The following is a 19,385-nucleotide window of genomic DNA, read 5'->3' as shown; positions in this document are numbered from 1 at the left end:
ATCAGCGCAGCGCCTTTGTCCCACGCTTTGATGGTATTGCCAATGGCCAGATAGAGGCTGTCATCCTGAAGGTCGCGGTAACAGGCATCGGCATAAGTGCCGAGTTCGGTAAAGGTGCCGCTGTCGGGGCTGAATATAAATCCACCACCGTTTACTGAATCACCATAAAAGCCAAAGTACCGGCCATCATGGAAGCAGGCGTGGATGGTATCCGGCTGGAATCTGGCTCTCCAGTCTTCCGGGTTAATGATATTGCGGGTCATCAGGTCAGCCCGGCCGCCAGCAATTCGCACCAGACCATCGGGGGAGGCGTACAGAGCCATATCGCCCATATCCACCATACTGCGTTTGCTGATGCAGGCGTGTGCCGTATCGAGCCGTTCCAGGGTCATGGCACTGGGTTCGGTGCCAAAGGCCACATAGGGATAACCATCCGTGGCAATGATCACACTGTTGGCGGCCACTGCCAGTGACTGAATGTCATACTCCACCGCCAGCCGGTAGGCTGCTGGCCAGGCGTACAAATGGTAAGGCTCGCTGAACATCAACTCCTTGCCGGAGAATCCCGCCGCCACGCCACCGGGCAGCACCACCATGCCTTGCAGGTTGTTGGGTGGCGCTATCCAGCCGATGGTTTTCAGGATGCCGCCCCGTTGGTCCAACGGCGTTTCATCCACCACAGTGGTGACGCCTACGGGGGTATCGGTGGCCACCGTTCCGGCGTTGTTGATCTGGGTGCAAAGCTGATACACGCCGATCTGGGTGCTGGTGTAAATCCGGTAATGGGTGATATTCAGGTCCACGGCACCGGGACCGGCGCCTACGGTAATATCCACAGTCTCGCCGGGTTTAACCACAATCTCACCCGATGGCAGGGATGGTGGCCCTTCCCGACCGTTCTGATCCACCCAGGTGTAACTGTAGAAACGGGTTTCGGCATCCACTTCTTCCGCATCATCCAGCGGTGTACCACTGAGCGTCACTACGGGAGCCACGTCCGGTTCCGGCAGTCCAAGCTGATGATCATTAACCGGATAGTCACTGCCACCACTCAAGGCCAGGCCGTTATCGGTGTAGCGGGGCCCTTTCACCGTGCCGGTGTAGTAAACCCGGTTATTAGGGTCGTCGGCCACCGGGGAACGGATCACGTCCACGTCCGTGGTCCAGTCAAACCAGTACCGGCTGCCTTCGTTGCGATAGAGGTAGATGGACTGCGGCGTTGCGTTCAGGGCCTGTTCATCAGCAGGAGCGTAGTAGGCTCGCAGGCTGCCATTGGTCAACCGGCAGTCAATGGCGGCCTCTGCCTGGGTGTCTTCGAGCAGATGGCTGTCCAGCCAGGGGACTTCGCCGGTGAAGGAAGTGATGTCCAGTTTCATGGGCGTTTACTTTTTCAAGCCATACAGGGAAACCGAACCGGACAGCTTGTCAGCCACACTGGCAAACAGTTTTATTCCGTGCATGGTTCCGCCCCATTCCGCTGACATCGTGGCATACAAATAAGGGATGCCATTACCGGTTTGCAGATGACCGGTGATCGCGCCCAGTCCATTACCTCCTGGTGTGATGTTGATCTGACCAGAGATATTTATTGAGTCAAAGGTGTCGTCCATTAGTCGCAGGCCAAGATACTCTTTGGCCACTGGAGTCGTTGACCCGTCATTGGCCAGCACTTTCATTCTGAATGCACCATAACCATCCCAGAATCCCCCTCCGGCACTTTGCTGAATGGATAAGCCCATATACTTTCCAACAAAATCAGTGTCACTGATAGTGACATTGTTCAATATCAACAAGTATGAACCGTACACGGTGTCATCCATCAGGCTGTCAAAAATAAATTCCGTGCCGTTGGTGAGCGTTTCGGTACTCAGTAGTTTCATACCATCGGCGTTATTACCCTGACTTTCCAAAGCCGCTATGCGGGCAGTCAGGTCGCTAATGATGTTCTGAAGACCATCCACCGAGGCGATGCTCTGGGTATGGTCTGAAGGGGTGAAGGTAGCAGGTTTACCGGCAAGCTCGCCCCAATCCCGGAGGGTGAGTGATGTAACCACGCCACCTACCAGTGCATACAACTTGCCATCAGCGGTATTGATCGCCACCTCCCCCGACGCAAGGTCAGAGGCCAGTGGCACCTTGCCCGGCGTAGCCGAGCTTTTCAGTTTGATGGTGTTAGACACAGGCCCATTCCTTTTGTTGCTGCCGGATCAGAAGGTGCCGCCATCCAGGGTAACACCATCAATAGAACCGCCTGTGATACTGACACTGGCTGAGTTCTGAAGCGCTATGGTACCCAGCCCCAGATTGCTTCGGGCAGTGGTGGCGTTAGTCAGATCCGCCAGGTTCTGGCTTTTGGACATCTTGCCAGAGACCTGGGAAGTCAGACTGGTGACGGCATTGGCATCATCATTTAGCGCTTCGGCCAGTTCGTTAAGGGTATTCAGCGCGGCAGGAGCACCAGCAACAATAGAATCAACGCCAAGCTGAACCCGTGCATCCACCTCAGATTCCGTCAATCCTTGCGCACTGCCTCCCGTGGCCGACACCACACCACTGCCATCAATCGACAGGCCAGCGCCTATTTTTATCCCCCCAAACCGGGAAGCAGTGGCAGCAGGTAGGTAGTTGTGCATATTGGTGGTCAAATCGGTCACGGTATCGGTGAAATCCTTACCACCAATCGTGTCGATACCGGCACCGTCAACACCAATATACAGCTTTTCTGAAGCCTCCGAGTAAGCCAGCTCTCCGGGGGATAGAAAACTCGGTTTTGCAGTTGTTGTACTGCGCTTTATCTGGATTTTCGTTGCCATAATGGACACTCCTGTCTCAGGCGTTTAATAAAAGACAGTGGCTAAAAGCTGCCACCGTCCAGACTGGTGGGGGCATTCTGATTCACAGAGTCCTCCACCGATTGATGCAAGACCACCATTTCCTGTTTCAGGGTGGTCAGTTGCAACTTGTCGGCGTCGTGGGCATCGTGCCAGCTTTTGATCTCGTTATATCGCTGGGTAATGTCCGTGTTGATCTGCCGGTTTTCCGTGGTCATGCCCCACAACGAGCTGGACAATGTATCAGCCCGGTCTGAAGCACTATTGATCAGCGGTAGGCTACTGGCTACTGCCTGTTCAATGGCAAGCCGGTCTGCAACAATCTTTTGCTGCAAGGCTGCAACAACGGCCACATCATTGACGATGTTGGTCACAACGGTGGCTTCAGTGGTCATACCTGTTTCTCCTATCCAAGTGCGTGGGTAACCCCGGACTGAATCTCCACCTTACCGATAGCAATGGTCGATACGGCACTGCCATCCGGGGTAATTAACTGCAAATCGTATTCGTAGCGGTAAGGTGTCAGCTCGTTGGTGTCTTCCGGTGCCAGGTACATCACCGCCGTCGAACCGGATACCGTCATCCGTTTTTGCAGTACGGCATCGTCGTCCGGCTGCATCCGGTGAAATTTCAGGGTAAAGATCAGCTTCCAGCCGGTCAGGTCCTGAAGCTGGCCATCATCCCCCTCGAACGCTATCGGGATGGCATAACTGTCTCCCCGTAAAAAGGCGGGCAGTTGCTTTTCGGTTGGCATGGCCATCAGACAAATCTCCTTCTCGTCACCGATTGCTCGCCACCGCTGACTCCGACCAAACCACGGATACGCTTACGGTTCAGTTCCTTCTCATACTTCTGCCGGTTTACCTCACTGAGCTGCGGGTTCGTCCAGGGTTCATCGGGCATCATTTGCAGGTCGGCCAGTACACCCCAGCAGGCAAACTCAAGGGTCAGGTTGCCCACATCGTCCGGTATCTCTGTCGCTTCAAAGGCAGGCATCAGGGTCAGCTCGATGTCGTGCATGGCGTCCTTGTCCGGGATCGGGGCAACGTGCAGGGCAGTAGTTTCAACATGGCGGTAGTAGTAAGGGGTTCCGGCAGAAAGATAAGGGGGCAGCAGATCACGGCTTTCCAGCCGGGTGCCGTCTTCGCGCAGGATATTCTGCACTGTAGCGATGTCGCTGCCAGCAGGTGCGGTCAGGTCGTAATCCTTGATCCCCTTGACCATAAACAGCTTGTCATGGTGTCGCCAGATATTGGCTCGGTGGCAAATGTCCCGCAGGGTAATGATCAGGTAGTTCTTGATCACCTGATCCGGGCAGCCTTTGACATACGGGCGTATGCGGGAAAGGTAGGCATCCAGTTTCATGGGCTATGCTGTCCCTGGGAAACGTCCGAATAAAAATCAAAGGTGTAATTGGATGAACGATAAACAACGTGAAAATCTGGCAAAGCTCTGCCATGATCTAGTGAAACTGCCTTGTGGCCTCTGCCTGATAGGGCCTCTCATTAATACCCCGAACAATCTGGAAGAACTGCTATTTTTTGGAGCTTCAATAGCAATCGGACTTATCTACCTGGGGCACCGACTGGAGAGCACACTATGACCGTAGGCGATCAATATCTGTTAATGACTGCGTTGTTTGGTATCCCGCTACTCGCTTGCATCGTCTGGGTGGAATACCACATCAGAAAGCGGAAAAAGAATAAACATTAAGGAGTTATTCAATGTTTGACCTTGACCCACTATCTCTGACGATGGCTATTATGGCTGCGGTTATTTTCGGTGCGACAGTGACTTTCCAACTCTGGGACTACTGCCGAAAAAAGCACAACAAACATAAGCACTAACCCTCGATCTTACCCTGAAGCATCTGCCGGAACATTTGATCCACGTTCCATTTCAGCCCCAGATCATTGGCAAACATGGCCAGATAACTCTGGGCCTGCTGCCGGGTTATCCACAATATCCAGCAGCCGGTACGTGCCGGGGGGCAGCGACTGCACAGCCTGTGCCTGACAGGTAAAGGCCAGTAGCTGCGAGTTCACGTCTGGCCGGTTCTGCACCACGGCCAGTAGCGCTTCGTTATAAGCATCCTGCAGGTCACTGTTAGTCCAACGTGGCACAGCTGTGTTGTCCTGAAGCAGGTTGCGCACCCGCTGGATGATGGCGATAACCTTCATACCTTATAGCCGGTTACCCTGCTGGTCACAGAACTCCAGATCTACCCCCATTCGTTTCTTCAGCTTGGGGTTGTAGATAAAGACGCTATTGGTGTTCTTGTTCAGTACAAACTGCAGAGGCTTTTTCCCGGCCTTGGATGAAGTTGTCGGCTCCTCCGGCTCTTCTGGCTTTTCCAGCAGATCATCACCATTCATCAGTAAGCGAACTTCATCTTTTAGATCATCCAGCTTCTTGCGCTTGTCCAGCTCCACGTTAAACATCTGCCGGGCGACGGATTCAAGTTCATCCTTGCTGCGGCAGGTCTCCAGATCAAAGGCCATGTTTTAGTATCTCCATGAAAAACTTGTCACCACAATACCCATAGGGCACAAGAGACACGAAGACACAAAGAAAAGCTTTTTGTCTTTTCCTCCGTGTCTTTGTGACTTTGTGGTTCAAAAAAAAGTTAAGAGCGTTTGGCAGCCAGCAGCACACCTGCATCAGGCTTCAATACCTTATAGCCGTATACCTGCAGACCACGATGCCCCATGCCGAAGTGCTTCTCCAGCGTCAGGCTTTCATGCTTGATAAACTGCGAAGCAAATCCGGCGAAGTCCTTCACCCCAGCCATGCACTGGGTAACACCGGAAGCAGTGGCCAGGTTGTTGCTGCAATAAAGCGTGAACCGATCAATGATGCCCAGGCGGCCATTTCGCATGATGGAGGTACCATCTCCGGCCAGCGAAGCATCCTTCAGCTCGGACTTCTTGATCATGCCGCACACCCAGGGTGGCAGTACCAGCCAGCGGCCGGACTCGGGAATGTTCTTCTCGTCCAGCAGGGTGCCCATATCGACGATGTAATCCAGCACATTGGACTTATCCACAACCACGCCGGTACCACCGCCGTCGATCTTGTTATCTGGATGGACATCGGTATAGATATTCCCAAGTACATCGCCGTCTACTGCGATCTTCACGTTTTCTGCTGCATCAGCAGAAGACTCGTTGATCAGCTCGATATTGGACTGGACACTCTGGATATAGTCATCAATAAAGGCGTAGTACTTGGTCTTGTCGATGGGCATTTCCACCTTGGGTGGTTCCAGATCCTGATACTCAACCCCCACGGCACGGTCATAATCCGCTACCGTAATATCGGGGCGGGTACGGATCACTACCTTGGAGCCTTCCGACTGGATCTCACCTTCCCAGTTGGTGTTGCAGATAGCCGACAACACAGTTCGTTTATAGAACTTCGCGTTGAGCTTTTTGGAATAAATAACGGGCAGGGCATTTGCCATAGCCCCCGTTGGAAACGTGGTCGTTGCCATGATTCAGATCCCTTGAATCTCTTTCGAGAAACGATTAGAGCCTGCCTCCCTGCTTGATCCACTGGGCCAGAATTTCATCGAGTTTTTCTTCATTGTCGTTAAACTCTTTCTGCGGCATGGCCGCAATCTGGTCCAGTGTCATTGCCGGTTGGCGACCCTGAGTGGTCGGTTTCGAGCGGGACCGCACTGGCGGTTCGCTCATCTGTTTTGCCTGCTGCATTTTTTGCGCTGGATCAGGTGCAGGTTTGGGCGCAGGCTTATTCAGACCGGCAGCCTCTTTATAGAGACTCATGACCTGCGCTGCCCCTAATGGGCTGACACGACTCAGCTCCTGAACATCAGCCGTTTGTCGTGCAAACCAGCCTTTAAAGTCCTCACTGGCAGAGATCTGCTCCACATCAGGATGAAGACTGCGCAACTTGCTCCAGAATACCTGCCAGGCCTGCTTCGCCTCCTGCTCCTGCCGTGCCTTCTCAATAGCCACCAGCCGCTGCTCCAGTCTCCGGTTGAGCTGTTCTGACTCATCCAGCTTGTTAAACACCGGATCCAGTTCCTGGTAATCCTTACGGAGTTCCTGAAACTGATCAGACGGCTCTGGTTCGCTACTGGGTTGGTTCGGCTGACTCAGACTCTGCTGACTGAGCAGATCCACTTTGGCCTGCAGCAAAGCCATCTGTTGCTGAAGCTCCGTATTGCTGCGCTCCAGATCAGCGGCTTTTTGCGTCGCCCGGGTCATCAGGGCATGGGCATTCTTGCGGGACTCTTCCGCTTTGGTGTACTTGTCCTGCCAGTCTTCACCGCTCTCTTCACGAGATGTGGGGGCAGGCGGCTCTGACTCTTCGTCAGTCGCTTCCGGCTCCGGTGCAGGTAGCGGGGGTAACTTATCAGCGGGCGGGTTCTGGTCGGTCTGCTTGTCCTGCTCGTTCTCTTGTTGTGCAAAAGCGGCAGGGGCTTCCGTATTTAGACCCATAAGGGCTGCAAGTTCGGCGTCAGTTTCCTGATCCAACTGTTCGGCATCGATTGCCATCTTCACTCTCCCTGTGGGGCGCTGAGGCTTGTCCACATTTGGTTTAACCTGATCTTGTGGGGCCTGGGCTTATCCACATATTTCAGGCATTCACCGGTGACCGCTCCATGCGTTACCGGCATACCGCCCATCCCTGGGCATAAAAAAACCGCCGAAGCGGATTGGTTTTTACTGCTGTTTCAAATACGTCGCTGCCCTGAGCTGCAAGGCGATAATGTCATCCAACTCCTGCACTCTACCCTGCAGGACGCGCAAATTGGTTGAATCCTGGCACGTTGCCAGTTTCTCCAGCAGCAACTTGCGTCGGCGCAGAAGATACTCCTCCACCACTTCGTACTCCGGACGATTGCTCACCGTCAGAACGGCTTCCGCCTCCTGCGGCTTCAGGTGCATGGGATTGGGCATAGAGTTCTTCCTCGGGTCTCAGGGCTTTATCCGGATCAATATCCAGGGATTTCAGGTATTCGTTATACAGATAGCGATGGTCAGTCATGGGACCCAACACCGGATTCATACTGACGTTCAGGGCATTCATCATCCGTTCTGACTGCAGCTCTTTGGCAACCAGCGAAGCACTGCCCATGGCCACCACATCCAGATCACCCCGCTTGGCATCTTCGCTATCACTCCAACGCATAGCGAAATTAAACAGACTGTCGATCAGGGGAACGGTTGCGTAGTCGTCTATATTTTTCACCGCACTTTTCAGGGCCACGTTGGCCGCAGTCATCAGCATGCTCATACCGCTCGCGGTTTTGTTCAGGCTCTGGGTCTGTTCGCCATGGGTGTAACTGGGGAGTGACGTTTCTTCATCTGCAAATCTACGGAACATTTCAAAGATGCCGGACAGATCCTTCTGGTTACTTTGAATATTGATGGCCTGAATCATCGGCCCTTCACCAGCCTCGCCATCATAAAACCAGAGTCGATAGGGATAGATCTTCTTGGCATCTTCCAGGCTCATGCCTTCCGGAAATTTGCTTACATCCATTTGAAACATGGGACCAGCGGTCAGGGCTGCATTATCCAGCAGGGCTCTGCCGGTGGAGTTCATTACATCCTGACTGTCGTTCATCATGTAGGGGATGCCGATACCCCAGAACCGATGCAGTACACTTTCGTAGGGAACAAACTTGTAGGGGATCGCTTCCGGCTTCAGCGGATTGAGCCGTGCCATAATCATCCGGCCATCGCAGATCCAGATATTGGCCTGGTACTCTGCCTGCTCATCAATATCGGTAACGCCATACTCCATCAGCTGCTGGCCATCTACCGGCCCCCAGTACTCCAGCACATCAAAACGCTGGGGCGTAACGTACTGCTCATCATTGTTGTTAATGTTTCGCAGCTCTCGCTCATAATCTTCAGGAACATGATTACCCTGGGGAGACTCCATCAGAATGGCGTGAATGGTGTCCTGTTCAAACCCGGGGCTACCTGCTAATTCTCTGAACTCATGTTTGGTTAGAACATGGCGTCGAAACAGATCGTTCGGCTTGCCTGGATCATGGGAATAAGGATCCGGAAACAGATCAAAGACACTGGCCCATTCAATATCCGGCTCAATGCTCTGGTGCTCGTTGAGTTTCCATTCATCACCTTCACTTTCCCACTTCTCATGGTTCCGAATATTCAGAGTGGCTACCTTGATGCAACCGGTTCCCAGGGTTACCTGCTCACGAACCATTTTTTTGATTTCGGTAAGTACGTTGGCATTAATCAGATAGTCCTTGATCAAACGCTTCATCTTCATGGCAGCGGTATTGGCCTTTTCCAATGCTTCCGCCATCAGTTCCCGCTCCATTTCATCGTTACGTTCCTGGATGAGTTGGTTTCGGGTTCGGGGATCAAGTCGATATGGCAATAGTTCCTGAATAGCCATCATCCGGATCTGCTGCTTAATGGCGGCAGGAATATCAGACAGTGGACTGGGAACAATATCCCAAAAGGAATCCACATTCTGAAACAGCAGATCAATAAGTCGTGAGTAGGCAGCATTGACTTTGGTGGCAGTGATCTTGATAAACACCCGGCTCAAGGCCTGCTGCTGCTCCATCACCTTTTCTTGCTCGGGACCGTATTCACCCTTTACCGCCCGCAACGCATCCAGCCACTCATCTTCCACTTCCCGCCGGGCCTCCCGGTAACCCTGCCAGCGGCTATAGAGATCCGAGGCAAAAGCATCACGCACCGCTTGTTCGCGACGCTCCTTGTCCAGAGAAGAGTCCAGCTCCGCCTGAGTCACCTCATCCGGGGTGGCCACCATCACCAATCCGTGTTCCATTACCTGACCTTCTTGCCTCTGCGTCGCAGCCACTCAAAACGGTGTCCGGCCATAATGGCTGGCCAGTACCCCACCACCAGCTGAGTAAAGAGAATAATTGTCCGCTCCATTAGTAAGCAGATTTCCCTGGAGCCCGATACTTCAGCTCATTGATATTGATCTTGCGCCGTGGCAGCTTCAGCACCATTTGCTGGGCGATCGCATAACTGATCACTCGATCATCGAAGCAACCTTCCTGGGCATTAGTGGCTCCGTTGTCTTCAATGACGTAGGTCTGGCACTCCTTTACCGTCTCTACGTTGCAAATCCCCGCATCACCATCCCTGAGCAATGCAGCCAGGTGATCAATCATTAATGGTTTTGATTTGGTCGTGGTCAGCCAGCCGATCCGCTTGGTGCGTTTCTGGGTGCGCTGGTCCACCGTGGTTTCCATATAGAGATTGGGATACTTCAGGTCTTTCAGTTTGGTGATGGTGGTCAGGCCGTGGTTGTTTCTCTCCACACCAGTCAGGGCATTGTTGTAGTAACGCCCCAGATGGTTAAGCATCTTGCCCAGATCATCCGGTGCCACATGGCCAGACCAGTGGGCAACCTGATAACCGGAACGATCCAATACGTCGATGGATGAATAATCACCGTGCTTGTGTTTGTCATTGATGGGAGCTAATCACTCAGCAACATCGCAACCAATGACATACTGCTGACTTCCCTCCACTGGGTACCAGATGTTCAGTAATCCCGGTTTCTTCCGGTTCAAGCCATTGGGTGTTAACTCACACTGCCATTTGGATGAATAGCATTCCTGTTTAGCCGCTTCAGTATGTTTGGGATCAAAGACAGGGCGACCAGAGAACAGAAACGCTTCCTGAATATTGCAGGGGTATTCCTGCTTGAACTTGTCTTCGGATTTCAGCTCATAGATTTTCTGGCGTCGCCACTGCAGCTGCCCATCATCCAGATCGTAAGTCTGTTTCAGGTATCGTTCGTCGGCATCTGTCGTGAACTCCTGGGGGACTTCGGCACGGTATTCGTCCTGCCAGAACCAAGGTATAAACACCAGTTCAAAATCACCGCGCCCAGCATCAGCGTCCATAACATAATCATAAAACACACCACCGACGCCGTTAGCAGTGCTCTCCAGAATGACCTCAGTATTTTTTTCATACTGAAACTCAGTCAACAGCCGTTCCCGGGCTGGCTTTACCCGTCTTTTTCTTCCAGCCATTCGTCCAGCGTCGGTATCTTTTCCGCTACCACAGTCTGCTCATGGCGATCCCGCCAGTGGTAACGGTTTTTCATATACATAATCAACATGGCTGGTGAAACATCCTTGTTAAGCCCCAATGCTCCCTGCATGTATTTTTCTTCCCAAAATACTTCAGCCAGAACATCTGCCTGAGCCACGGCCTCAGCAAATTCCTCATACTTGTCCATATATGACAGAAACGTGTTATAGCTGATCCCCATTTCCGTAGCGGTAGCCTTTCGGCTTAAACCGGTGCTCATCAACTCCTTCACCTGATCACACATTTCCGGTTTGTATTTGCTGTGGTTGGCCATGGTTAGAATAGCTGTTTGATGGCAAAGGCTATGATGCCTGCGGTAGTGGTGGCAGCGATCCATTGAATCACACTGCTGATGGTCGAGTTTTTGAGTACGGCTTTCTCAATAGTGTCCAGCCGTTCTTCACTGCGCTTTTCCCTCAGAGCCAAGTTCACCATCCTTTCATCGTGTTTAGCCAAGGTCTGCAGGATCTGGGTGATGCCGTCCAGCTTCTGCTCAATGCGATTGAACCGTTCTTCATCACCCATGGCTATCTCCTTGCAACACCCTTTAGTTTCTCAATGGTTCGGGCACCACCCAATCCAAGTAGACAGAGCAACAAAGTAATCACCGTGCTGGTGTCTGTTGTGGGTAACTGTTGAACCACTTCAGACTTATCAACAAGCATCAGTCCGATGATCACCACATCACGAACAATCCAGGTCCAGGCAAGAATAAACACACAGAGCCAACCAAGAGCGGGTCGCCAACCGGAGACAAAGACGGAGGGATGTTTGGCTTCTTCGATATTGGCCAATGCCTGGAGAATATGAGGCTGTTGCAACTGGTGATTCAAAGACAGTTCAGCTTTGGCTCGCTCTTCATCAGACGTGAACAAGCCATCAAGCCCACCCATCAGCGCTTTGGCAATTCCAGCCATTGGGTTCAGGTTAATCATCGTCCACCAGCTCAAAGTGTGGGTAATCCCTAAACCGATGATCCTTTAACTGACCATCCTGATCCCAGTCACCACCCCAGCGCAGCTTGATGCCCATACCCTCAGCAACCCCCAACACATACCCGGCAAAGTGAGCAGACCGTTGATAATCAAACCAGTCCAAGGGATAAGCCATTACATCCACCGCCTTGCTGGGCAGCTGATTGTGGTTACTGTCTGGCCATTGCAACTGCGACTGACCATTTTCAAACGCCAGCATCTGGGCAGCTTTGCCCCGATGACCACAAATAATCGTGCAATCGTAATGCTCAATCACTTTTTTGAAGACACGCTGAAGCCGCTCATCACAAGTCGACAAATGTCGCCTGGACGAAGCGGAAAAGTGAAACATGAAGCCCCTTTTTTATAGTGGTTCAGTTTGGAGGGATAAAAAAAGAAAACCCGGCAACAAGGGCCGGGTTTCTTTGAAGGATTCAAGCAGTGGGAAATCAAGTTATCGGGAACTTTCCCAGCATGAGCTTTTACCGTACTTTTACTCTCACTCTGAGTCAAGGCTGATCTCATCAGCCTCTTTCTGATGCCATATCTTCAGAATCAAGACCTCACGGTCGTCAGCAAGATAGCGAATCTTGTAATCCCTAATGATCAGGTCACGCAAACGGGGATTCAGTTTATCCCCTACCAGAACGCCCATGTTCGGTTGATGACACAGGTTGTTAATTTTCCTGACCAGATACTCCGCCATTCGCTGTGCCGCAGGCGGATTTTTTTCTGCAATAAACTGTCTCAGTCGTTTCAGGTCATCAACGGCACTCCTGGAAAACCTGAGTTTCATTCAGGTGCCTCCAGCTCATTATCACTGCCCCAACTTTCCAGCCATTCCATCACGGCGTCACCATCTACGGTATCTCCCCTGCGCACCTGATCCAGTGCTTCCAGGGTCTCGTCCCACTCTTGCATTTCACGGGCGTGTTTCTTGATGTACTCCCTGACCGCTTCGTTAATAAGATAGTTCCGGCTACGGCTCAACACTTTGGCTAATTGGTTTAACGGTTCTTCAATATCCTGATTCAGACGAACGCTGGATACACTCATACATGACCTCCTTTTTAGTGTATTACATTGTAGTACACTTAAGTTTGGCCTGCCGTCAATAGGGTTCATGCCGGATAACCCCGGATTGCTCCAGCAGATCCTGAGCCTCATCCTCTGCCAGCCGGATCAGTTCATTGCAGACTTGGCGGCACTTCTGCTGCCAGCGGTAAACCGTGCTCTCCCCCTTGCCCTTGATCTGGATCTTACCTTTGTCCTGCCTCAGCCCCGGGTGCTGGAGTTCATACATCAGCCAGAGTCTTAGCAGTACCGGATTGCAGCGAAACGGTTTCGGCAACCGTTTATCACTGCGTAAATGGTGTTGAACCCGCTGCCATGCAATTGAACGATTTTCCTGATTATCGTCATACCGGATCGTCAGAATAGCAAAAAGTTCCGGCTGCATTTTTTCCCGCAGATCGCCCTTACGAATACCATCATCACCCAGTCGTTCATCCCGGGTACTTCGATGCTCTGGTGCAACCGCTGTCTTACGATAACCGGCGTTGATATCCCGCTGCCAGCTGGCGGTTTTTATCATCAGCTCCGGCGTTCCAAAGATCCGCATCAGAGCCGGTCCCAAAGCAAAGTACATGGCAGCCTCCTAATTCAGCGCGGTCTGGATACGATTTCCAATCCAGCGCATAACCGGAACGGCCATAGAGTTACCAAGAGCCTTATACCTCGGACCATCAGGACACTCTTCTGCCGGTTTGTTTTTCCAGGGAATAGCGCTGTACCCATCCGGGAAACCCTGCAAACGTTCACATTCGATGGGAGTCAATCGACGTATGGCTAACTCGGCTTCACCGCTGGAGGTACTGGCAACCGCGTGTTTATCACCGGCGGTTAATGTGTTCATCGGGTCACCAGGCTGTCCGATACCCAGACCATTTCCTTTCCCGTCCTGGTGCTCACCTCGCTTGCCAGAATGTCGGGTGGCCTGATCATGAATCGGTATCGCCACTGCAGCACTCAAACCGTTCCCCTGAGCCTGTAACGTCATGGCCACGGTTTCGGAATGAACCGGATCGTCCTTCGGATTGAAGGCAATGGTCGGATGGTTATCGCCCATATGGGCACGAAGACAGGGTGATAATTCCGATGACCAGTGGCCACCCAGTCGCGACATGGCACCGGGCTCGAACACCACCAGATCCGTGGCATCTTTGTAATCCCGCTGCTTCAATGTGGATGATGTTTTACCCGGACCGTACTGGCCGAAGGCCGTCATATCGTAAGCACTCAGTTTCCCCGTGAGGCCACTTGCTGCAACGCCTGCTCCAGCTTTGGCGGCAGGCTCTTCCCACGCTTCTGCGCCCGGTTCAGAATCCCGGAGCAGGCTCTCGGACTCAAATAGAATCGGTTCCCGACGGGTCCAGTCTCCAAAATCTGCCAGAGCAAAGACCCTTCGACGACGTTGGGGTACTCCATAAAATTGAGCATCACACACCCGCCATTCAACAAGCCCTTCCTTACCGAATGAAACTCCAGCGTACCGCCACTTTTTTGGGCCAGGCTGCTCGGGGCATGACTGGTCAGTGCCAGTAAGTAATCGCAGTACTTCAGCAAAGTCCTTGCCCTGGTTACTGCTGAAGGCGCCGGGTACGTTTTCCCACAGGGCGAAGCGGCAGTTGCCGTGTTTTCTGGCCCACCGAATAATCTGTATTGCTGCGAAGAAGAGTCCTGATCGTTCACCGTCAAATCCTTTTCGTTTGCCGGCCACCGACAGATCCTGACAAGGACTGCCAAACACCACCAGATCAATGGGGCCGAGTTTGCGGATCATGGCTTCCGTGATATCCGTCACGCTGCCAAGGTTGGGTACATCGGGGTAGTGGTGTTCCAGCACTGCACAGGGGAATGGTTCGATCTCGGTAAAACCCACCGGCTTCCATCCCAACGGATGCCAGGCAACAGTCGCCGCTTCAATCCCCGAAAATAACGACAGGTATCTCATGGACTCCTTCCCCCTACGCAAAATTGATAATTCGCTCCACCAGTGATTCCACCTTCAGCCGACTCCAACCCCGTCCCGGATGGAGCACAAACTGGAGCAACACATCCACCGCCGTGGAGTACAACTGTTCAAACGCCTCCTGACTCATGCTGGCAAACTTCAGGCTTCTGGCACGGACCCGAACGCCTCCATCCGGGTACCCGATCACATCGTAAAATCCAGCCTTAACCGTCACCCAGCGGCGGAACTCATCAAAATTTTTCTCCGGCGTGAACCACTGGTCGGTTCCTTCCATCCGGCACGGCTGGGGCTCAAAGTGATCAAAGCCCAACTTCAGCAGTGCAAAGAACTTGCGGTGAAAGTGCGGATTACGTGTCTTGCGAAACTCTGCCCGAATCACCTGCCCGGTCTTTAGCTGTCGTATAAACATCTGGTCATCGTCCGATACCGGCACCAGCATCTGCGCCGAGACCTTCTGCAATGACAGCTCCGCCATCAGATTGCCTCCACAAAGTGCCAGCAAAGCACCATCACCAGCACAACCCAGACCACCGCCAGCCAGATGCCATCCCTGAGCCCATTCATCAGAACATTCCCATCAGTTTCTGGCGCGCCCCCTGCCCATCCAGCGGATCAATGCCCTGCTCAGCCATACTCTCCCTCGCCAGCTGATTCGAGTGAATGGCAGGATCGAACTGGTGCTCGATGGACAACTGGTCTTCCAGCGGCTGGCCCTGGCATTCACGGTTGACCAAAGCCTGGTAAGCCGCACCGAACCGACGCTTCACCTCCCGGCACTCTTCCGCAGTACCGGCATTGCGCAGCTCATACCAACCTGCTGCCCGGCCTGCCAGGTATACCGCCCGATGGCTCCAGCCGTGATGAGCGGGTTGACTGGCATGCTCATTGGCTTCCCGCCAGGCTTTGGCCAGCGTGGGCAACCCAAGTTCTTCCGGCATCGGCTGGCACAGCTTGCGAAATTCTGGCGCAGTTGGTGGCCACTCACTACCAGCCAACCTTACACGGTTGAGCCCAATTTCCAGTTGGGCAGGGTGCAGCCCATTCAGGGTTTTCAGCCACTCACCATTGCGATCAGCCAGACCGTAGGCACTGGTCCACTTCTGGCCGAACAGGCCCGTCATGGTCGAGAACAGATTCACCAGATCCCTCTGGCTCAACGTCGTAGATGGCTCCCTCTGCGCTGAAGGCTCCCTGTTCGCTGAAGGCTCCGGGCTGGAGGATATGGGCGTTGGCCTGTTCGACCTGTTCAACAAGGCTGAGTTTTCCAGAATTTCGCTGCCGGGCTTCATAGTTCACCGTCCATGGATTGCTGGCGTTGTCGGGGTTATTCAGGTAGGCCGTGGTGGTCTTCACGTACTGGGTACCCGTCACCTGGGTCTCATCACAGTAACGGGCGTACTTCAGGATGTTGCCCAACAGGGCTTCAGGGGTATGACCTTCCCGGAGTCGTGTTTTGTAGTGACCAAAGGTTTTGGTTTTGTTGCCCTTGTCACCTTCCCGTTTGGGATACTGGCTCCACCACTGTTCGAAAGATTCAGAGAAATCAGCCTTGCCCGATTTGGCTTTTGGCACTTCCCCCATCCTGGGGGTCGCACCAGTCGTGCTCCCGGCACTTGATGGCACTTCCCCCATCCTGGGGGTCGCACCAGTCGTGCTCCCGGCACTTGATGGCACTTCCCCCGTCCTGGGGGTCGTGCGATCTTCAGATCGGACATATGTCTTGTAAATATTTCTCTTATTCTCTTATTCTCTTCTTCTCTATTTCTCTTATTCTCTGGGCGAGATTCTGCCGAGCACTTGCCGAGCATCTTCCGAGCGCTTTCCAACAACACTTCGGTTTACTTCGAGCCCTTGTAATCACTGGCTTTGGCAACCGCCCTTTCGATAACGGGTATCACTCCGGGCAATTCTTCCAGCAGTATCTGTGGCAGTTTGACCAGCAGCTTCAGGCGGGCATCAATCTGGGTGATATTGTCCACAGGATTGTGTTCCATGAACTGCGGAATGCAAATGTACTGGCACTGGTCAGAGGCCAACAGGAAGCCGCTCGCCGTTAGCTCGGCAATCGCTCGTTCAACGCTCGGCTCGTCCCAGTTAAGGTCTGCCGCCATATAGCCTTTTGGCATCCTGAAGATACCAATCAGATTCCCGTGACCGGTGGTCAACAGATAAAGCGCCAGCAGCCTGGCTTTATCTGACAGCGGCTGAATATCATCACTGATCCAGAACTGGCTGGAGACCTTGCCAAACTCTTTCATTGGTCACCTCCTGCCAGAGGTGCTTCTTTTGGAAAATACCTCGCCGCCTGCAGGGCATTCTTCTGATTCAGGCTCATCCACTTTTTCAGAAAGATCACCACGTTCTTTGCCTCACCCGGCTGGTCCCAACGATCGATCATGTAGTGAAACGCTTTCAACAACTGTTCGCCCACATCAATATCCGGATTTTCCCAGCACAACTCTTCATACAGTGATGCCGAGGTTGGCATGGCGGGCTGTCCTGCCAGTGGCCACAGAATGTCCTGCCAGCATTGTGGCTGGTCGGGGATGCCCAGTTCGTCGGTATGGATCATGGGGTACCTCCTGCGGTGCGAACGAAGAGGCTGGCTGATGCTCTGAACTGAGCATGAGGCTGAGATTGGCTCATCACATCTTTCCTTGAGGATTGGTTTTTATCGTTATACCTTTGCTTAAGCAAAGACTCTTAAGAGAATACGTTGCTTTTAGATTATTTGTAAATAGCCCGACTCATCAAAACGAACTCTCGCCCTTAATCAATGGCTCCCAGCCGTGTACTATTTTGCTTATGGATAATGAATAACAGTAATTGGAAAAGAACGTGACAAACTGGACAGACCGGGTCAAAAACAAAGCCCAAGAGCAAAATCTGAAAAATGTCGATATCGCCCGCGCCGTGGGTTGCACGGAAGGGACATACAGTTTGTGGATGAGTGGTGCCCGGAATCCAAAGCTGAATAACAAAATCGCCATCGCTGACGTTCTTGGCGTTTCCATTCACTGGCTGGAGACCGGCGAAGAGCTGCCGGACCCGAAAACCCTCCCCTACATCAGCCTGGATAAGGCGAGCGCTTTCTTTGATGAACTCGATGAAAGACGACAGCAGGTACTCTCGGAGTCGGCCATCTGCATTATTGAGTCGGACCACAAGAGCTTTCTGTTACGGATGGAAAACGACACCATGGTCAACCAGACCCCATCCGATACAGCGATCAGTATTCCCAAAGGTGCCAAAGTTCAGGTGGATACCGTAATTGCCCCTGAACCGGGGAAGATCCTGCTGATAGAACACGACGGTGAACTTTCGCTTCGCCTGTGGAACCCGATCAGCAAGTCGCAACACAGCCTGCGATTCATCAATCGGCTGTACGGCACTTTTGATCTTAACTATGCGGGGGATATCAAGGATATCTACAAGGGCACTGCCGTCGGTGTCAGCTTCCTGTTATAGCGGCCAGCCAATCACCAGCACACCAGGCTGCTGTCCATAGACCTTGATGCAGCGGCCATCGACAATTTGCCGGTCATCTTCCCAGAGAATCCCGTTCAGGGCATCACAATACAGCTTGGCGACATTGTCGAAGTCCGGCTTCACCGCCGGGCGGATGCCCCCTGCCTGCGCCTGACCGGCTTTCGTCCCTGACCAGCTTGATGGAATCGGAAAGACCGCCACCACCAAAACCCCCACGGGGCCAGCCAGCATTTTCTTCAGCTGCAGCCTTGCCAAACAACGAATTTCATTTTCTGCCTGCCGGGTAGCAGCCGGTGTGTAACATCGACCACTTCGGGTAAATCGCGGCCGCCCTTTGCTTTTGGGTATCGAGTTTACAAAAGCTATGACATTTCCGGCATTTCCCGTGTTATTTATCGCCATCTGCAAAGACTCTGGCAAACACTGAATCCACTGCTCTACGCTACCCATCCCTGAACCCGTGTCAGAAAACAAACCACAACCCCCGATATACCAAACCTAAACCATATATTTATAAAAACTATCAATAACAACAAATTAATATGAATATATTATCACTTATCATTTGCAAAGTATTACTTTGCAATTATATAAATATGAAAAACATTTAATTTACAAAAATAAGGAATCTTTAATGGACGCAGTCACCCGCGATCTCAACCGGCACCTCAATGCCATTGACGGCAGGGAAGCCCGTGAAGAGACCATCGAGTCCGAACTGGAACGGATTGAAACCCACATTCAGGCACAGATCGAAGATCACAAGTCCATCATCATTGCCGGTTTTGGCGTTCTGACCCCGGGCAACTTCCTGACCTTTCTTACCCTGGAAGAATTCCACCCCATGCAGGGCTACCGCTGGCTAGCCGTGAAACAGCTGGTGCATGACTGCAACAACGAACACTCCCGGCTCTCCGGCTGGGATGTCATTAACTACGCCAGCAAAAGAGGTTATTGCCGTGGCTAA

General features: G+C 52.6%; 30 protein-coding genes. 3 read left to right on the top strand and 27 right to left on the bottom strand.

Annotated features, from left to right (window positions below):
* The 6 genes from ACO6UX_RS12275 to ACO6UX_RS12250 all read right to left on the bottom strand — a co-directional run.
* On the bottom strand, window positions 1-1,376 hold a 1,376-nt coding region (locus ACO6UX_RS12275), incomplete at its 3' end, for a hypothetical protein (RefSeq protein ID WP_422447887.1).
* 6 nt (window positions 1,377-1,382) lie between these two features.
* Window positions 1,383-2,180 carry a hypothetical protein gene (locus ACO6UX_RS12270; RefSeq protein WP_422447885.1) on the bottom strand — a complete coding sequence of 266 codons (798 nt, stop codon included), beginning with the start codon at window positions 2,178-2,180 and terminating at the stop codon, window positions 1,383-1,385.
* A 27-nt stretch (window positions 2,181-2,207) separates the two neighbouring features.
* On the bottom strand, window positions 2,208-2,813 hold the full coding sequence (locus tag ACO6UX_RS12265) for a hypothetical protein (protein ID WP_422447883.1): 606 nt from the start codon (window positions 2,811-2,813) through the stop codon (window positions 2,208-2,210).
* Between the two features lie 41 nt (window positions 2,814-2,854).
* Complete coding sequence (locus ACO6UX_RS12260) at window positions 2,855-3,226, bottom strand: hypothetical protein (RefSeq protein ID WP_269671991.1); 372 nt, start codon at window positions 3,224-3,226, stop codon at window positions 2,855-2,857.
* 11 nt (window positions 3,227-3,237) lie between these two features.
* Window positions 3,238-3,591, bottom strand: coding sequence for a hypothetical protein (locus ACO6UX_RS12255; protein WP_422446176.1), 354 nt, complete (start codon window positions 3,589-3,591; stop codon window positions 3,238-3,240).
* Window positions 3,591-4,196 (bottom strand): hypothetical protein, encoded by a 606-nt coding sequence (locus tag ACO6UX_RS12250; protein WP_422447881.1) that lies wholly within the window; start codon window positions 4,194-4,196, stop codon window positions 3,591-3,593. Before ACO6UX_RS12250 ends, ACO6UX_RS12255 begins: the two co-directional genes overlap by 1 nt.
* Window positions 4,197-4,555: 359 nt before the next feature.
* Here ACO6UX_RS12250 and ACO6UX_RS12245 point away from each other — a divergent pair, with 359 nt between their 5' ends.
* Window positions 4,556-4,678 (top strand): hypothetical protein, encoded by a 123-nt coding sequence (locus tag ACO6UX_RS12245; RefSeq protein WP_422447879.1) that lies wholly within the window; start codon window positions 4,556-4,558, stop codon window positions 4,676-4,678.
* Window positions 4,679-4,741: 63 nt separating this feature from the next.
* Here the strand turns inward: ACO6UX_RS12245 and ACO6UX_RS12240 are convergent, their stop codons facing one another.
* From ACO6UX_RS12240 to ACO6UX_RS12145, 20 genes are all read right to left on the bottom strand, one after another.
* Complete coding sequence (locus ACO6UX_RS12240) at window positions 4,742-5,011, bottom strand: DUF6682 family protein (RefSeq protein ID WP_422447877.1); 270 nt, start codon at window positions 5,009-5,011, stop codon at window positions 4,742-4,744.
* Window positions 5,012-5,014: 3 nt separating this feature from the next.
* Window positions 5,015-5,332, bottom strand: coding sequence for a hypothetical protein (locus ACO6UX_RS12235; RefSeq protein ID WP_422447875.1), 318 nt, complete (start codon window positions 5,330-5,332; stop codon window positions 5,015-5,017).
* A gap of 125 nt (window positions 5,333-5,457) precedes the next feature.
* Complete coding sequence (locus ACO6UX_RS12230; RefSeq protein ID WP_422447873.1) at window positions 5,458-6,324, bottom strand: hypothetical protein; 867 nt, start codon at window positions 6,322-6,324, stop codon at window positions 5,458-5,460.
* Window positions 6,325-6,358: 34 nt separating this feature from the next.
* Complete coding sequence (locus tag ACO6UX_RS12225; RefSeq protein ID WP_422447872.1) at window positions 6,359-7,351, bottom strand: hypothetical protein; 993 nt, start codon at window positions 7,349-7,351, stop codon at window positions 6,359-6,361.
* Window positions 7,352-7,586: 235 nt separating this feature from the next.
* Window positions 7,587-9,635 carry a portal protein gene (locus ACO6UX_RS12220; RefSeq protein ID WP_422447870.1) on the bottom strand — a complete coding sequence of 683 codons (2,049 nt, stop codon included), beginning with the start codon at window positions 9,633-9,635 and terminating at the stop codon, window positions 7,587-7,589.
* A gap of 109 nt (window positions 9,636-9,744) precedes the next feature.
* Window positions 9,745-10,248 carry a hypothetical protein gene (locus tag ACO6UX_RS12215; RefSeq protein ID WP_422447868.1) on the bottom strand — a complete coding sequence of 168 codons (504 nt, stop codon included), beginning with the start codon at window positions 10,246-10,248 and terminating at the stop codon, window positions 9,745-9,747.
* Window positions 10,249-10,302: 54 nt separating this feature from the next.
* Complete coding sequence (locus ACO6UX_RS12210; protein ID WP_422447866.1) at window positions 10,303-10,860, bottom strand: hypothetical protein; 558 nt, start codon at window positions 10,858-10,860, stop codon at window positions 10,303-10,305.
* Entirely contained in the window at window positions 10,836-11,195 is a 360-nt protein-coding gene (locus ACO6UX_RS12205; RefSeq protein WP_101746078.1) for a hypothetical protein, read from the bottom strand. Before ACO6UX_RS12205 ends, ACO6UX_RS12210 begins: the two co-directional genes overlap by 25 nt.
* Before the next feature lie 2 nt (window positions 11,196-11,197).
* Entirely contained in the window at window positions 11,198-11,446 is a 249-nt protein-coding gene (locus ACO6UX_RS12200) for a hypothetical protein (protein WP_422446192.1), read from the bottom strand.
* 2 nt (window positions 11,447-11,448) lie between these two features.
* Window positions 11,449-11,856, bottom strand: coding sequence for a 3TM-type holin (locus tag ACO6UX_RS12195; RefSeq protein ID WP_422447864.1), 408 nt, complete (start codon window positions 11,854-11,856; stop codon window positions 11,449-11,451).
* Window positions 11,849-12,247, bottom strand: a complete 399-nt coding sequence (locus ACO6UX_RS12190) for a M15 family metallopeptidase (RefSeq protein WP_101746746.1) — start codon at window positions 12,245-12,247, stop codon at window positions 11,849-11,851. The genes ACO6UX_RS12195 and ACO6UX_RS12190 overlap by 8 nt, the downstream gene beginning before the upstream one ends.
* Before the next feature lie 147 nt (window positions 12,248-12,394).
* Window positions 12,395-12,691, bottom strand: coding sequence for a type II toxin-antitoxin system RelE/ParE family toxin (locus ACO6UX_RS12185; protein ID WP_269671914.1), 297 nt, complete (start codon window positions 12,689-12,691; stop codon window positions 12,395-12,397).
* Window positions 12,688-12,951 carry a CopG family ribbon-helix-helix protein gene (locus tag ACO6UX_RS12180; protein ID WP_163369309.1) on the bottom strand — a complete coding sequence of 88 codons (264 nt, stop codon included), beginning with the start codon at window positions 12,949-12,951 and terminating at the stop codon, window positions 12,688-12,690. Before ACO6UX_RS12180 ends, ACO6UX_RS12185 begins: the two co-directional genes overlap by 4 nt.
* Window positions 12,952-13,006: 55 nt before the next feature.
* The gene (locus ACO6UX_RS12175; protein ID WP_269671915.1) at window positions 13,007-13,543 is read right to left on the bottom strand and encodes a hypothetical protein; all 537 of its coding nucleotides are present in this window, start codon (window positions 13,541-13,543) and stop codon (window positions 13,007-13,009) included.
* Window positions 13,544-13,552: 9 nt separating this feature from the next.
* Window positions 13,553-14,908, bottom strand: a complete 1,356-nt coding sequence (locus ACO6UX_RS12170) for a DNA cytosine methyltransferase (RefSeq protein ID WP_422447860.1) — start codon at window positions 14,906-14,908, stop codon at window positions 13,553-13,555.
* A gap of 13 nt (window positions 14,909-14,921) precedes the next feature.
* On the bottom strand, window positions 14,922-15,404 hold the full coding sequence (locus ACO6UX_RS12165) for a DUF1367 family protein (RefSeq protein WP_422447858.1): 483 nt from the start codon (window positions 15,402-15,404) through the stop codon (window positions 14,922-14,924).
* 88 nt (window positions 15,405-15,492) lie between these two features.
* Window positions 15,493-16,068, bottom strand: a complete 576-nt coding sequence (locus ACO6UX_RS12160) for a replication protein P (RefSeq protein WP_422447856.1) — start codon at window positions 16,066-16,068, stop codon at window positions 15,493-15,495.
* Entirely contained in the window at window positions 16,001-16,552 is a 552-nt protein-coding gene (locus tag ACO6UX_RS12155; RefSeq protein ID WP_422447854.1) for a hypothetical protein, read from the bottom strand. The genes ACO6UX_RS12160 and ACO6UX_RS12155 overlap by 68 nt, the downstream gene beginning before the upstream one ends.
* A gap of 215 nt (window positions 16,553-16,767) precedes the next feature.
* A complete protein-coding gene (locus ACO6UX_RS12150) occupies window positions 16,768-17,187 on the bottom strand; it encodes a hypothetical protein (RefSeq protein ID WP_422447852.1) in 420 nt (139 codons plus the stop codon).
* The gene (locus ACO6UX_RS12145) at window positions 17,184-17,501 is read right to left on the bottom strand and encodes a hypothetical protein (RefSeq protein ID WP_209277157.1); all 318 of its coding nucleotides are present in this window, start codon (window positions 17,499-17,501) and stop codon (window positions 17,184-17,186) included. The genes ACO6UX_RS12150 and ACO6UX_RS12145 overlap by 4 nt, the downstream gene beginning before the upstream one ends.
* A 266-nt stretch (window positions 17,502-17,767) precedes the next feature.
* Here ACO6UX_RS12145 and ACO6UX_RS12140 point away from each other — a divergent pair, with 266 nt between their 5' ends.
* Window positions 17,768-18,397, top strand: coding sequence for a helix-turn-helix domain-containing protein (locus ACO6UX_RS12140; protein ID WP_163369302.1), 630 nt, complete (start codon window positions 17,768-17,770; stop codon window positions 18,395-18,397).
* Here the strand turns inward: ACO6UX_RS12140 and ACO6UX_RS12135 are convergent.
* Window positions 18,392-18,868 carry a RusA family crossover junction endodeoxyribonuclease gene (locus ACO6UX_RS12135; protein ID WP_422447850.1) on the bottom strand — a complete coding sequence of 159 codons (477 nt, stop codon included), beginning with the start codon at window positions 18,866-18,868 and terminating at the stop codon, window positions 18,392-18,394. The genes ACO6UX_RS12140 and ACO6UX_RS12135 overlap by 6 nt on opposite strands.
* A gap of 184 nt (window positions 18,869-19,052) precedes the next feature.
* Here ACO6UX_RS12135 and ACO6UX_RS12130 point away from each other — a divergent pair, with 184 nt between their 5' ends.
* Entirely contained in the window at window positions 19,053-19,385 is a 333-nt protein-coding gene (locus ACO6UX_RS12130) for a hypothetical protein (protein WP_422447848.1), read from the top strand.

The sequence above is a fragment of the Endozoicomonas sp. ALB091 genome (assembly GCF_049310265.1).
Taxonomy (GTDB): domain Bacteria; phylum Pseudomonadota; class Gammaproteobacteria; order Pseudomonadales; family Endozoicomonadaceae; genus Endozoicomonas.
The sequence above is the reverse complement of the archived record's forward strand: the minus strand, read 5'-3'. Positions and strand labels throughout refer to the sequence as shown.

Coding starts and splice junctions, on each gene's coding strand:
- ACO6UX_RS12185 (WP_269671914.1), bottom strand. CDS start 12,691: ATGAAACTCAGGTTTTCCAGGAGTGCCGTTGATGACCTGAAACGACTG.
- ACO6UX_RS12265 (WP_422447883.1), bottom strand. CDS start 2,813: ATGGCAACGAAAATCCAGATAAAGCGCAGTACAACAACTGCAAAACCG.
- ACO6UX_RS12235 (WP_422447875.1), bottom strand. CDS start 5,332: ATGGCCTTTGATCTGGAGACCTGCCGCAGCAAGGATGAACTTGAATCC.
- ACO6UX_RS12135 (WP_422447850.1), bottom strand. CDS start 18,868: ATGGGTAGCGTAGAGCAGTGGATTCAGTGTTTGCCAGAGTCTTTGCAG.
- ACO6UX_RS12175 (WP_269671915.1), bottom strand. CDS start 13,543: ATGTACTTTGCTTTGGGACCGGCTCTGATGCGGATCTTTGGAACGCCG.
- ACO6UX_RS12225 (WP_422447872.1), bottom strand. CDS start 7,351: ATGGCAATCGATGCCGAACAGTTGGATCAGGAAACTGACGCCGAACTT.
- ACO6UX_RS12210 (WP_422447866.1), bottom strand. CDS start 10,860: ATGGCTGGAAGAAAAAGACGGGTAAAGCCAGCCCGGGAACGGCTGTTG.
- ACO6UX_RS12130 (WP_422447848.1), top strand. CDS start 19,053: ATGGACGCAGTCACCCGCGATCTCAACCGGCACCTCAATGCCATTGAC.
- ACO6UX_RS12255 (WP_422446176.1), bottom strand. CDS start 3,591: ATGGCCATGCCAACCGAAAAGCAACTGCCCGCCTTTTTACGGGGAGAC.
- ACO6UX_RS12145 (WP_209277157.1), bottom strand. CDS start 17,501: ATGATCCATACCGACGAACTGGGCATCCCCGACCAGCCACAATGCTGG.
- ACO6UX_RS12205 (WP_101746078.1), bottom strand. CDS start 11,195: ATGGCCAACCACAGCAAATACAAACCGGAAATGTGTGATCAGGTGAAG.
- ACO6UX_RS12230 (WP_422447873.1), bottom strand. CDS start 6,324: ATGGCAACGACCACGTTTCCAACGGGGGCTATGGCAAATGCCCTGCCC.
- ACO6UX_RS12250 (WP_422447881.1), bottom strand. CDS start 4,196: ATGAAACTGGATGCCTACCTTTCCCGCATACGCCCGTATGTCAAAGGC.
- ACO6UX_RS12180 (WP_163369309.1), bottom strand. CDS start 12,951: ATGAGTGTATCCAGCGTTCGTCTGAATCAGGATATTGAAGAACCGTTA.
- ACO6UX_RS12220 (WP_422447870.1), bottom strand. CDS start 9,635: ATGGAACACGGATTGGTGATGGTGGCCACCCCGGATGAGGTGACTCAG.
- ACO6UX_RS12195 (WP_422447864.1), bottom strand. CDS start 11,856: ATGATTAACCTGAACCCAATGGCTGGAATTGCCAAAGCGCTGATGGGT.
- ACO6UX_RS12190 (WP_101746746.1), bottom strand. CDS start 12,247: ATGTTTCACTTTTCCGCTTCGTCCAGGCGACATTTGTCGACTTGTGAT.
- ACO6UX_RS12245 (WP_422447879.1), top strand. CDS start 4,556: ATGTTTGACCTTGACCCACTATCTCTGACGATGGCTATTATGGCTGCG.
- ACO6UX_RS12150 (WP_422447852.1), bottom strand. CDS start 17,187: ATGAAAGAGTTTGGCAAGGTCTCCAGCCAGTTCTGGATCAGTGATGAT.
- ACO6UX_RS12200 (WP_422446192.1), bottom strand. CDS start 11,446: ATGGGTGATGAAGAACGGTTCAATCGCATTGAGCAGAAGCTGGACGGC.
- ACO6UX_RS12170 (WP_422447860.1), bottom strand. CDS start 14,908: ATGAGATACCTGTCGTTATTTTCGGGGATTGAAGCGGCGACTGTTGCC.
- ACO6UX_RS12260 (WP_269671991.1), bottom strand. CDS start 3,226: ATGACCACTGAAGCCACCGTTGTGACCAACATCGTCAATGATGTGGCC.
- ACO6UX_RS12165 (WP_422447858.1), bottom strand. CDS start 15,404: ATGGCGGAGCTGTCATTGCAGAAGGTCTCGGCGCAGATGCTGGTGCCG.
- ACO6UX_RS12240 (WP_422447877.1), bottom strand. CDS start 5,011: ATGAAGGTTATCGCCATCATCCAGCGGGTGCGCAACCTGCTTCAGGAC.